General features: G+C 41.9%; 10 protein-coding genes and 2 tRNA genes. 5 read left to right on the top strand and 7 right to left on the bottom strand.

What is annotated here, in order from left to right:
- Positions 1-122 precede the first annotated feature (122 nt).
- Positions 123-1,343, top strand: a complete 1,221-nt coding sequence (gene ispG, locus JWZ98_RS09640) for a flavodoxin-dependent (E)-4-hydroxy-3-methylbut-2-enyl-diphosphate synthase (RefSeq protein ID WP_020481968.1) — start codon at positions 123-125, stop codon at positions 1,341-1,343.
- Between the two features lie 323 nt (positions 1,344-1,666).
- Here ispG and JWZ98_RS09635 read toward each other — a convergent pair whose 3' ends face one another.
- From JWZ98_RS09635 to JWZ98_RS09625, 3 genes are all read right to left on the bottom strand, one after another.
- On the bottom strand, positions 1,667-2,839 hold the full coding sequence (locus JWZ98_RS09635; RefSeq protein ID WP_205454116.1) for an NnrS family protein: 1,173 nt from the start codon (positions 2,837-2,839) through the stop codon (positions 1,667-1,669).
- Positions 2,832-3,647, bottom strand: coding sequence for a ferritin-like domain-containing protein (locus JWZ98_RS09630; RefSeq protein WP_240348287.1), 816 nt, complete (start codon positions 3,645-3,647; stop codon positions 2,832-2,834). Before JWZ98_RS09630 ends, JWZ98_RS09635 begins: the two co-directional genes overlap by 8 nt.
- A 102-nt stretch (positions 3,648-3,749) precedes the next feature.
- Entirely contained in the window at positions 3,750-4,139 is a 390-nt protein-coding gene (locus JWZ98_RS09625) for a lipocalin family protein (RefSeq protein WP_171695017.1), read from the bottom strand.
- A 196-nt stretch (positions 4,140-4,335) separates the two neighbouring features.
- On the opposite strand from JWZ98_RS09625, the gene JWZ98_RS09620 reads away from it, so the two are divergent.
- The 4 genes from JWZ98_RS09620 to JWZ98_RS09605 all read left to right on the top strand — a co-directional run bounded on the left by JWZ98_RS09620 (position 4,336) and on the right by JWZ98_RS09605 (position 7,874).
- Complete coding sequence (locus JWZ98_RS09620) at positions 4,336-5,046, top strand: hypothetical protein (protein ID WP_033159358.1); 711 nt, start codon at positions 4,336-4,338, stop codon at positions 5,044-5,046.
- A gap of 249 nt (positions 5,047-5,295) precedes the next feature.
- Positions 5,296-5,382, top strand: a tRNA-Leu gene (locus JWZ98_RS09615).
- A gap of 180 nt (positions 5,383-5,562) precedes the next feature.
- Positions 5,563-6,525 (top strand): site-specific integrase, encoded by a 963-nt coding sequence (locus JWZ98_RS09610; RefSeq protein ID WP_205454114.1) that lies wholly within the window; start codon positions 5,563-5,565, stop codon positions 6,523-6,525.
- A 668-nt stretch (positions 6,526-7,193) separates the two neighbouring features.
- On the top strand, positions 7,194-7,874 hold the full coding sequence (locus JWZ98_RS09605) for a hypothetical protein (RefSeq protein ID WP_205454112.1): 681 nt from the start codon (positions 7,194-7,196) through the stop codon (positions 7,872-7,874).
- Between the two features lie 661 nt (positions 7,875-8,535).
- Here JWZ98_RS09605 and JWZ98_RS09600 read toward each other — a convergent pair.
- The 4 genes from JWZ98_RS09600 to JWZ98_RS09585 form a co-directional block, all read right to left on the bottom strand.
- Complete coding sequence (locus tag JWZ98_RS09600; protein ID WP_205454113.1) at positions 8,536-9,537, bottom strand: hypothetical protein; 1,002 nt, start codon at positions 9,535-9,537, stop codon at positions 8,536-8,538.
- 625 nt (positions 9,538-10,162) lie between these two features.
- Entirely contained in the window at positions 10,163-10,843 is a 681-nt protein-coding gene (locus tag JWZ98_RS09595; protein ID WP_205454112.1) for a hypothetical protein, read from the bottom strand.
- 684 nt (positions 10,844-11,527) lie between these two features.
- On the bottom strand, positions 11,528-12,610 hold the full coding sequence (locus JWZ98_RS09590; protein ID WP_205454111.1) for a phosphotransferase: 1,083 nt from the start codon (positions 12,608-12,610) through the stop codon (positions 11,528-11,530).
- Positions 12,611-12,798: 188 nt separating this feature from the next.
- Positions 12,799-12,875 (bottom strand) — tRNA-Pro (locus JWZ98_RS09585).
- Positions 12,876-12,907 lie beyond the last annotated feature (32 nt).

The following is a 12,907-nucleotide window of genomic DNA, read 5'->3' as shown; positions in this document are numbered from 1 at the left end:
AGAAAAGTAATTTATCCGCACAATTTGCTCTTTCGTCCTGTAACTAAGGAGGTATAATTTATATCCTAAGTGAATTACTTGGTATTTTTAGATAACTTTCAGTTTTTGCAAACCACAATTCTATGTCGATTAGCCCCAGAAAACACACCCAACAGGTTTTGGTAGGAAACGTAAAAGTCGGCGGCGGTGCTCCGATTGTAGTTCAATCCATGACTAATACCGATACAGCTGATGTTGCAGGAAGCGTTCAACAGATCATGGAATTAGCGACAGCCGGCTCAGAAATGGTCCGCATCACAGTCGACCGAGAAGAAGCTGCGCAAGCCGTACCGGAAATCGTCAACCGACTGGCGCAAAAAGGCTTTTCGGTGCCCATTATCGGCGACTTCCATTTCAACGGCCACAAGTTACTGGAAAAATATCCGGATTGCGCGCAAGCACTTTCCAAATACCGTATCAACCCCGGCAACGTCGGCAAAGGTAAGGCGCGGGATCCGCAATTTCAGCAGATGATAGAGCTTGCGATTCAATACAACAAACCCGTACGTATCGGCGTCAACGGTGGCAGTCTTGATCAAGCCGTGTTGACCCGCTTGCTCGACGAGAACAGGCAATTGGCGCAACCCAAGGAATTACCCTTGATCACCCGCGAAGCCATTATACTCTCTGCCCTGGAAAGCGCTGCAAAGGCCCAGGAGCTGGGATTGGGCAAAGACAAAATCATTCTGTCTTGCAAAATCAGTGATGTCCAGGAGCTGATCAGCATTTACCAAGACCTGTCCAGCCGTTGCGATTACGCCCTGCACTTAGGCCTTACCGAAGCAGGCATGGGCTCCAAAGGTATCGTCGCATCGTCGGCAGCGCTAGGCGTATTGATGCAACAAGGCATAGGTGACACCATCCGCGTATCCCTAACACCCGAACCCGGTGCGGCGCGCACCAAAGAAGTCATCGTGGCTCAGGAAATTCTGCAAACCATGAACTTCCGCTCCTTCACCCCCATGGTAGTAGCCTGCCCCGGCTGCGGTCGTACCACCAGCGATTATTTCCAACGCCTGGCGCAAGACATTCAAGGCTATTTACGCGACCAAATGCCTGTCTGGAAAGATAAATACAAAGGCGTGGAAGATATGAAAGTCGCGGTGATGGGCTGTGTCGTTAACGGCCCCGGCGAGAGCAAAAACGCCAACATCGGCATCAGCCTACCCGGCACCGGCGAGTCCCCTGTTGCACCGGTTTTTGAAGACGGCTTCAAAACCGTTACCCTAAAAGGCGACCATATCGCTGAAGAGTTCCAAGCAATAGTCGAGCGCTATATCGAATCGCATTACAGCGCACAGTAAAACCGTTTCAACACAAAAAAGGCGGCTAAGAGCCGCCTTTTTTTATAATTCTATCCAGCGCCCCTATCACTGACCGAGATCATTACTCCTGCCAGCAACAGGCCCACTGTTGCCGTTGACCGAAGTCAATTCCGCCAGTCTCGTCTTCACATCAAACCTGTCGTGCAATTAATTTCCATGCACTCTCGTCTCGTTGTCCTCGTTGCGCAGTAAATCGATATACCAAACCCAGTTTTCCGGCCGCCGCTCCAACAAATTCAATGTAAAACGCGTCACGCCCGGGACAAGCTCATCCGCCATCGCCGCTGTTTTTATGAACTACGCTATCCCGGCTGCCCGTCCAGTCTGGGCGACGTCAAAATTGGCGAATAATAAAATGCAAACAGAGAAAATGCCGCCAACCAACAATAGGTGGACACCATTACCAAACCGCCATACCAGTTTGGCAACAACGCCGGAAAAAACACTCGAAACAGCGCCGCCAAATTGATCAGCACAAAGGCCAACGCCATCACATTCGAGGCTTTCAACGCTCTACCGGTATGACCCAACGCAACGCGGGCCATCATGCCCAGAGTCAAAATACCGATGCCGCCCACAGTAAAGGCATGTAAAGCCAAAGACTGCGGAACCACCCCAAAAGCAGCAAGTGCTACCAAGCCAAATCCAATAATCAACCAACCGTAGCCGACATACAAAACCCAAAGCAGGGGCACAAACCAAATCCGCGGGTTGTACCAAGCCGCCACTCGCACAATATTAATCACAATCGCCGCTACCGCAGCAACAGCCAACAAAGCGCCGGATATATTCAGCATCAATAGTGCAAACACCACCAGACTCACGACAACAGCAGCTATATCCAATAGTGGATTGCGAATACAAATAACCCCGGATAGCCCTCGTTCGGTAAAAAACGGAAATACCCGGCCGGCTATGACCAAAATCATCGCGACGATAACGGTAACTACCAGGATTAGTCCTAGCGAGGCGCTATCGGCCAAACCCAGAACTTGGGCATGAATCAAACCATTACCCAAGGCCAATAACAGCAATAAGGGGATAAAAATCAGATTTTGGTAGTTGCCTGTTTTTAAAATAGGCTTACCGACAAAATACGCCAACACCGGTAAAAATACGAAATCCACGGCGCCTATCAACGCATCGGGCAGTAGTTCCGAATAAAAAGGCAATACCCGGCCATAAATCCACAGAAAACATAGCGACGCCAATTGATCGGGAGTAACCGTTTGCAAGCCGGTCCAGTTTCTCGCCGCCGTCAGTAAAAAACCGGCAATCACCGCTGTGGTGTAACCCAGCAGCATTTCATGAGCATGCCACGTGCTGCCGGTGAAGTAATTATCGATATGCAGCGAACCGTTGGACATTGAGTTCCATACTGCAATCAAAGCCAGAGCTGATAATCCCGCCAGCGCGAAAAAGGCCCTAAAGCCCATCGCAAACAGTGGATAATCAAAAACCGGTTTGTTATTCATGCAAACGCTCCTCCAGCCAATCGATTTCGTTATTCGAGAAGCCGGCAATTATACGCACTTCTCGGTTAAAGGGTCCCTTGGGCTTGCCTTTGAAATAATTCAGTATCAGGTCTTTAAAGCAGTGTTCAGGTTCCAGACCGCGCTGCCTGGCCAGATTATTGAACCAGTAAGAACCGCGCTCGACATGCCCAACTTCGTCGTTATAAATCCTCCGAAGGATAGCCAGGCCGGGCTGATCGTCGATAGCAACCAGTTTATCCATCATGCCTGGGGTCACATCTAATCCGCGCGCCTCCATACACCGCGGCACTATCGCCAATCTCGCCAAAATGTCATTGGACGTATCTTCGGCGTGAGACCAAAGCCCGCGATGCGCGGGCAAATCGCCGTAATCGAATCCCAAGCCAAGCAAATGAGTGCGAATCAACTCGAAATGCTGCGCCTCTTCGTCGGCGATGATCAGCCAATCCCGATAAAAATCGCCGGGCAAGCCGGGAAACCGATAAATAATGTCCCAAGCCAAATAAATCGCCACGAACTCGATATGTGCGAGCGCGTGAAAAAAAGCAGCTTTACCCTCGTTAGAATCCAGACGGCGTTTAGGCATCTCTCGCGGCATCAACAACGCCGGCCGGCTCGGAAATACGGTATTGCTTATCGGCAATACCGTCCCTGGTGTTTGCAGGGATAATAAGCCGTTATCCAACAACTGCCTGGCTTGATGAGTTAAAACAAGTTTTTGCTCAATTTCGCCATTGAATAAACAATGCTCCGCAAAATCGGATAGGCTCTTGGGCTGTTCTGCCAAAATCGAAGTTCCTGTTTTCACGCTACCGATGAGTCCATCCCATCCGACAACTACGTAAATAGGTCAAACTAAGCACCACACTATCAGGAGTGTAAGGCGTTCCTATTTTTTAGACATAAAGAAGTAAACGGTTTGGCATTTCAAAACCATATTGTTGCCGGATTTTTCGATTGCCTCGCAGGTTTCCATCTTCGAGCGACCCGGCGCCGCCTGTTTGACAATCTTGCCGCCTTCGACGGCGTAATTCAGCACCGCCCGCATTTGGTCAATTCTGGCATGCGAATCGTTTTCATGGGTCATGCCTTCTATAGTGCCATCGTCTTTAAACGTCCACGTGGTATTGGAGCTACGGGCCTTGCTGCCATCACTGGTGTTGGATTCTTTGTCGATTTGCCATGTACCCAAAACATCGGCTTTGGTCAGCTGAACTTCCGCTGTGGCGTGAAAAGATAAAAACAATAAAGCAACAGCGGAGAGTTTAATAAATTGCATGGTAAAGCCTTTTGAGATTATGTTTTTAGAGCCGTCGATTGTAACACGGAGCCGGAGGCAGCCTCCTTTACTTGAATACCGCAGCTATACTCAAGCCAAACTAGTCAGACGACGCCCCTACAATCGGCCAATATTGCGGCTTAGCCAGGTTAAAATCCATCCAAGAAAACGCACATCACAAGTTTGCTGAATTTATATGTCCGAAGACATCCTACATTTTACCTACCGCTTAAGCGCAGAAGATTACGACAGCGCCGATTTCCTAATCGAAGTTGATAAACAAAGCATGACCCTTATTTCTGCCGCTCCCCCTCCCTATCCTCTATGGACGGAACTCACGTATCAACAATGCCGCAATTGCCCGTTAAAACCGGAGCAGGTTCCGCATTGTCCTGTCGCGATTAATTTGGTGTCACTGTTAAATTTATGTGGGCACCTAGTGTCCCACAAGCAAATGGCTGTAGAAGTCATTACCGATAGAAGAACCATACGCGCCGAAACCACTGCTCAACATATCGCCAGTTCGATTCTAGGCTTAATTATGGCCACCAGCCCGTGTCCGCATACTGAATTTTTAAAGCCAATGGCACGTTTTCACTTACCCTTGGCCGATCAAACTGAAACGATTTACCGAGTAACCACGATGTTCCTATTGGCACAGTATTTTCGGCAAAAAGACCACCTACCCTATTCCCTGGAACTGGATGAACTGCTCGCGCTATATCAAAACTTACAAGTTATCAACCTCCATTTAAGCCAACGGTTAAAAACTGCGATTAGCGAAGATGCAGCGGTAAACGGCGTGATTTTACTGGATTTATTGTCAAAGTCGGTTTCTTGGTCAATCGAAGACGGTCTTGAGGAAATTCATCATTTATTCGATGGATACCGCAAATTAGCTCAATAGTCTGCCGACAAAAACTTTCTTGCACAAACTATCGCTCGCCAATGGAAGCAGCCAAATAGACCAAGCCACCCTAATACCCAAGCCACTGCCTCAGAACGACTGCATCACCTGGCGACAACAACCAATCCTTCAGGAGTGCCGACGTTAAGCTGCTCAGCGATGTGTATAATCATGATGTGTATAATCATAAGGTTGACACATCCCATCCATACACTTATAATAACCAAATTACTTGCCTAGATAAGTAATGCCGAGGTGGTGAAATTGGTAGACGCGCTAGCTTCAGGTGCTAGTAGGGGTAACCCTGTGGAGGTTCAAGTCCTCTCCTCGGCACCATCTAAATTCTAAGAATTTAGATGGTCAAAAAAACTTCTAAACTATTGAAATAAAAATAGTTTATTTAGAAGTTCTCTAGTCTCCTTAAGAATTATCATTCTGCTTCAGTTCGTAGTTCCAGCTAGATAAAGTCGTTTTAAAGTTCCTTTGGCACAAATATGGCACATTGGAGTCTGAAAAATGGCGACTATCCGAAAAAGACAAGGCAGATACCATACCCAAGTTCGGAAAAATGGTAAAAGCATCACCAAAACCTTTACAAATAAATCTGACGCTCTCAAGTGGGCCAAAGAACAAGAAGTAAAGATTGAACAAGGCACCTTCACAACCAAAGAAGTTAAAAAAACTGAACAAGTTGTAACATTGGCTTTTTTGTTGGAACGCTGGGAAAAAGAAGTTCTAACTTCCCTTAAGAGCTGGAGCGTTGAACGCTATAAAGTCGCACTCGTGACTAGAGAACTTGGAAAGTTTCCCCTCGATCAAATTACAAGTACTTTTCTTGCATCTTACAGAGACAGGCGACTAAGTTTAGCCTCTAACCAAACTGTTAAGCATGAACTTGGCTTAATTCGTCGGGCGATGAAAAAAGGAATCGAGTGGGGCTACATCTCAAATGTTCCTTTGTTGACTTCCCCTTCCCTAAAAGGCCAAGCCAGAACAAGAAGACTTAAAGAAAAAGAACTTCATTTGCTTCTTAGTTCGGCTGACGAATATTTGCAGAATGTCATCATACTGCTTATTGAAACAGCAATGAGAAGAGGCGAACTTGCTTCACTAAAAATCAGCAACATTGACTTAGAAAAACGTTTAGTTTTGCTTGAAGACACAAAAAATGGCGAAGATAGAACGATTCCAATTAGCAAAAAAGCATTATTGGCAGTTCAGTATCTGATCAAAGAAGCCAAGTCACCATTTTTACTAAATTACAAAAAAGAATGGCTAACAGAAAAATTTATTACCCTTTGCAAGTCTAACGGGATTGAGAACTTTAGATTACATGACCTAAGACATGAAGGAGTTTCAAGTCTATTTGAAAAAGGTTTGAACATGATAGAAGTTAGTTCAATTTCAGGTCACAAAGATTTGTCGATGTTAAAAAGATACACGCACATTAACCCGCTAACCCTTGTAGACAGAATTTAAATATAGATTTTGTTCGACTTCGTTCGTTTTTATTCCTTGGCACGTAATATATAAATATATATTTAAATTATGTGCCAAAGGAACTTTAAAACGACTTTATCTAGCTGGAACTACGAACTGAAGCAGAATGATAATTCTTAAGGAGACTAGAGAACTTCTAAATAAACTATTTTTATTTCAATAGTTTAGAAGTTTTTTTGACCATCTAAATTCTTAGAATTTAGATGGTGCCGAGGAGAGGACTTGAACCTCCACAGGGTTACCCCTACTAGCACCTGAAGCTACAGAACAGTACTTTTTTCCATCTATAAAGTCAGTCTCAAAGCCATGTTCCAACAGGAACTAACCAAAGTTAATTGCTACCTGTTGTGCCAGGATTGTGCCACACGCAAAAAACATCCACAAGCAGGATCCAAGGGTACAAAACCTTGGCTTGATCAATTTTTAAACAAAGTTCTCTGTGAACTTTCTTTTAATGCGTCTAAAAAGCAATAGAACAGAAATCCTTCATTCAATTTTTTATTAAACATTTTTTCTATGAAAAATATTAATTTTTAGTTTAGATCTTCGTCTTTCAAAATAAATTATCCATTATTTAAAAATTTAAGCCCGTAATCTTCGGATTATGGGCATTTTTATGTGTGCAGTTATTTAAATAATGGTGATTTATGAAAAATGAACTTACAAGATTGGTGCTTACATTAAATGAAATTATCAATTACAAGCAAAAAATATGTAAAGAACAAATTTTAAAAGAAAATAGGCGATATAATTTTAAGAAAAAAAATCTTGAAGAAAAGAGAAGGGAAAGACATAAAAAGATGAAACGGATGTGCGGAATAGCTGAGCATCGTATAAGCTATGAGGATTATAAGGCTTTGATTTTAGTAATAATTGAAACCGGAAAATCAGGATCAACCGTTTTAACAAAATATGCTGAAGAGCATAATAAGGGAAAAGAGTGGCGGAAAACTATTGCTAGAAAAGGTGTTGCAAGAGCTTTTAAAGGATTAATGGAAAGTTATGAAGAGCATAGTGTGATTAAAAAGTTAATAGAAAATAAAGTTTATAATAAAAAATCAATATTAAAATATTCTCTTACTGGAGCATTAACAGAACTTTCTAAGCAAATAAAACTGTCTAATAATATTGATAAAAATAAGGCTAAAATAGAAAAGCTAGAAAAACTAATAAATATTAAAGGTGAATCTAAAAATAAATCATCTGTTGAATTGATATTGTTAGCTCAAAAATTACGAGGTCAAGGATGGAAAACAAGAGAAATTGAAAAAGCAACTGGTATGTCGCTAGGCTGGGTTAGCAAACATACAAAGCCTCAAAATGCCTGATTTTTCCTGATATATAACTATTAAATAACTGTAAATTCGGCATTTTTTGTTCACTGATGAACGCCAGCACGACACACCGACCGACGAACAAGGCAAAAACGGGGCTACCGATTACTGCCTCTAAGGCTTACGACCTAGCCCGGACAAGGAGTATACGGGAGTGGTCGGCTTTGATGGCTCTATGTGTCGCTGGTGGCTTTCTCATTCGATTTTCCTCGCGTATTGGCTGCACTGTTGGTGGGGGATCAGTCAAGTACAAGTAGCATTTATCCGCCTCAACCAATGCCCAACTATCAAGCGGCTTGTGCTGCAACTGAAGACTTAGTTGCGTGAGTTATTGTAACAATACCGCGAAAATATAGCATCTTTCACCAAAAGAAACACAAGTGGCTGGGTTATGTTGCAATTCCCTTTATGATAAGCTTGACATCAAAGGTACTCCAAGATACTTAAGCTGTGGGCGTGTGTCAGACACTCAATAGAATTTAAACTCCCGGCTGTATAGGGAAATTGGTAAGAAAGAAAGTCTAAAACTGACTCTATGCATTTTTGTTTGACAAAAGTTTAAATAATTGACCAATAAATAGCCTTTATCTGAAATTAAAGTTTGTCAAATAAAAATGCAGAGGCTCCTTAAGTTCTCTAAAAAACTTAAAGCTATTTATTTCTTGATTTTTTTACTGGCCTTATGTGAAGGTTTATCATTTGATACAAAATCTTTTTTACCCAGAATTTCGCCAGTATCGACAACATAATAGTATATTGTTGTTAACTGAAATGGTATTGCCACTGTGATGTTCATCTCGTCTTCTGGTTCGTCGATAGTAGGCTTATGCCTATAACTTCTTCCATTCACTATTTCCGAATCTAGAACATGACCAACAAAAAGAACGGCTACTTGGCTATGTTTTAAGGTACGGGCTTTCTCAATAGCGATGTATAATTCATCGTGATAGTAGTATTCAAAGCCTGAAAATCTAAATACCTGTTTAACATTAGAATTTTTTCTAATTGCTAAACCAAGCTTCTTTTTAAATGTCCGCTTTATATCTTTATAAACACCGAATACGTTGCTACCTGTGTAGCTATCTTGGTGATTAAATAACTCTACAATATCACATACAATCCAATCATTTTTTTCCTCAAAATAGCTTGCATTTTCCGTGACTCCACATCCGTAATAATTAGCTCCAAATATGTATTTTTGCTTGTCTGCATCATAATGTGTCGGAAAGCTTTGCATCTGAAAAGCAGACAAATCAGATGTAGATATAGGCTTTACCAGAGACTTTGCATGAGCTAATCTTTGTTCAAACTCTTTCGATGTTTCGAATTCGTTTTTGGTAAGATTAATGCTTTCTATGTATCGAATCTTGTCTTCAAAGAAACTAAAATATTTATTAAAATCAAGCCCAGAATAGTTAGCCGGAAGACTATCGCCATTGATAGTAAAAGGTGCTGGCTCGTATATTTCAGGTTTTGTATTTTCAGATAAGCTTTGTTTTTTATTTTTAACTATGTTTTGATTTATAGTGGAACTATGCAGATCAGCTAAATCTATGGGAATTGAGCCGGTCCGATAAGAATTGTAATCATGGCCGTAATATAACAGCGCTAAGAATGCTGGCAATAATAGAAAGAATCCTTTAGTAGCTATATTCATAGATAGTATCTGATATTAACAATCAATTAAGTTTGTAAGAATAAAATATCAAACCGCATTCTCGTATAGGCTCAGTTTATTAAAGTAAATACTCAAAATGTTTCTTTCTTACCAATTTCCCTATACAGCCGGGAGTTTAAATTCTATTGAGTGTCTGACACACGCCCACAGCTTAAGTATCTTGGAGTACCTTTGATGTCAAGCTTATCATAAAGGGAATTGCAACATAACCCAGCCACTTGTGTTTCTTTTGGTGAAAGATGCTATATTTTCGCGGTATTGTTACAATAACTCACGCAACTAAGTCTTCAGTTGCAGCACAAGCCGCTTGATAGTTGGGCATTGGTTGAGGCGGATAAATGCTACTTGTACTTGACTGATCCCCCACCAACAGTGCAGCCAATACGCGAGGAAAATCGAATGAGAAAGCCACCAGCGACACATAGAGCCATCAAAGCCGACCACTCCCGTATACTCCTTGTCCGGGCTAGGTCGTAAGCCTTAGAGGCAGTAATCGGTAGCCCCGTTTTTGCCTTGTTCGTCGGTCGGTGTGTCGTGCTGGCGTTCATCAGTGAACAAAAAATGCCGAATTTACAGTTATTTAATAGTTATATATCAGGAAAAATCAGGCATTTTGAGGCTTTGTATGTTTGCTAACCCAGCCTAGCGACATACCAGTTGCTTTTTCAATTTCTCTTGTTTTCCATCCTTGACCTCGTAATTTTTGAGCTAACAATATCAATTCAACAGATGATTTATTTTTAGATTCACCTTTAATATTTATTAGTTTTTCTAGCTTTTCTATTTTAGCCTTATTTTTATCAATATTATTAGACAGTTTTATTTGCTTAGAAAGTTCTGTTAATGCTCCAGTAAGAGAATATTTTAATATTGATTTTTTATTATAAACTTTATTTTCTATTAACTTTTTAATCACACTATGCTCTTCATAACTTTCCATTAATCCTTTAAAAGCTCTTGCAACACCTTTTCTAGCAATAGTTTTCCGCCACTCTTTTCCCTTATTATGCTCTTCAGCATATTTTGTTAAAACGGTTGATCCTGATTTTCCGGTTTCAATTATTACTAAAATCAAAGCCTTATAATCCTCATAGCTTATACGATGCTCAGCTATTCCGCACATCCGTTTCATCTTTTTATGTCTTTCCCTTCTCTTTTCTTCAAGATTTTTTTTCTTAAAATTATATCGCCTATTTTCTTTTAAAATTTGTTCTTTACATATTTTTTGCTTGTAATTGATAATTTCATTTAATGTAAGCACCAATCTTGTAAGTTCATTTTTCATAAATCACCATTATTTAAATAACTGCACACATAAAAATGCCCATAATCCGAAGATTACGGGCTTAAATTTTTAAATAATGGATAATTTATTTTGAAAGACGAAGATCTAAACTAAAAATTAATATTTTTCATAGAAAAAATGTTTAATAAAAAATTGAATGAAGGATTTCTGTTCTATTGCTTTTTAGACGCATTAAAAGAAAGTTCACAGAGAACTTTGTTTAAAAATTGATCAAGCCAAGGTTTTGTACCCTTGGATCCTGCTTGTGGATGTTTTTTGCGTGTGGCACAATCCTGGCACAACAGGTAGCAATTAACTTTGGTTAGTTCCTGTTGGAACATGGCTTTGAGACTGACTTTATAGATGGAAAAAAGTACTGTTCTGTAGCTTCAGGTGCTAGTAGGGGTAACCCTGTGGAGGTTCAAGTCCTCTCCTCGGCACCATTTTTATTTTCTTCTTGCGGAAACCAGCAAGACAGAGATTAAAAAATCCTTATAGATTTTCTCGTAGCTACAAACGATGTAGCAGTCAATTATAAAGTCAATACTTATTTAAAATTTTTGTGGGTTCATATACCCGCCAAATTATCTCTCTATCGAGAGATTCTCCGCAAAATAGCATCAGACCCAATTCTGAGATCAAATTCAGTATATAACTGCCTTCCAGAAACGCAGGGAAAAACGCTTATAGAGATAACGCAGAATAGCTATCGTTATCGTCAACCGCCGCTGAAACGCGCGCAATTAACTCCAAGTTGCTATTGCGCTCCATCATACCCCCTATAGCCAAGGTAACAATCATCGCTTCGAACGGATACACCAAATGAGCGCGGTAGCGTTGGTAATACGTTTCTTCATCCAAGTCGCTAATCCCGTGACTAGCTAACGCCGTCATGTATAGTTTCAGCAATTGTTTTTCATGAGCACGCCGAGACTCCGGCTTCAGTGATGTCGCTAAAAAATAAGCGAGGTCACTAACACCCTCACCCATCCGCACCAATTGCCAATCCAGAAAGCCCGGCTCAGAGTGATTCCAAAATAGATTGCCTGGATGACAATCATGATGCACCAAGGTCTGCACACCGGTTGCCAATATCCTGGTGATTCGCCGCCGATCCGCTGCATAGCGCAACGCGGATCTATGCAATTTGTTGGGCACCAAGCGCCCTGCGCGATCAAGGCCACGCTTCATCAAGGGCACAGCCAGTAAGGTCCCCATATGATTCTCAACATTGTGACTAAAACCGTTTAACCAACGATGCGTTTTCAATAGCCCAGCATTGCCCCAATAGTGAGCATGAAAACCAGCGAGCTTTTCAACCACCTGCCGAGCTTGTTCCAAAGACAGAGCGTCTGCGGTAAGCCCGGGCCTAAATCCCAGCTCATCCAAATCCGCCATTACCAATGTTGTACCGCGCCCTAACAGACTTTCAGCCGCTAAAATTTGCGGCACACTCACCGGAACCCCCTGAGAAAGCGAATTATAAAAATGAACTTCCTTATGTAATAACCGCGGTATGGCGGTAATCGCTCTGGACTTAATTGCCAGCGACGGCGTTTTTACAAACCACCGACTTGGAACGACGCCGATAGCGTCATGATTCACGGTTAGCCGCAAGCGCGTCGATGTGCCAATATTGACGGATCGAATATCTACTGTACGTACTTTGGCACTGGTTGCGTATCTATCAACAATACGTTGCGCCCATTGCCGAGATAATTGATCCGGGTGATTCACGACAATATGATCTCTAAAACGGCTCAACATCGGATTAGGCCTGTCTCAAATATTTGATAAATCGAAATATTAGCCGCCGTATTCATTCAATTTTACTTTATCGATCAATCAGTGATTAATTATCAAAAACGCCATGTATCCCTATAGTTTTTCAAGCAATAAAAAACCCGCCAAGTCAAGTAACTTGCGGGTTATCCAATATTCAATCTCAAAAAACTTGGTCGGGACGGCGGGATTCGAACCCACGACCCCTTGTCCCCCAGACAAGTGCGCTACCAGGCTGCGCTACGCCCCGAAGTTTATCATTAAACCAATGCCTACCTAGGA

It is taken from the genome of Methylomonas sp. EFPC1 (genome assembly GCF_016925515.1).
In the GTDB taxonomy this organism is placed as follows: Bacteria; Pseudomonadota; Gammaproteobacteria; order Methylococcales; family Methylomonadaceae; genus Methylomonas; species Methylomonas defluvii.
The sequence above is the reverse complement of the archived record's forward strand: the minus strand, read 5'-3'. Positions and strand labels throughout refer to the sequence as shown.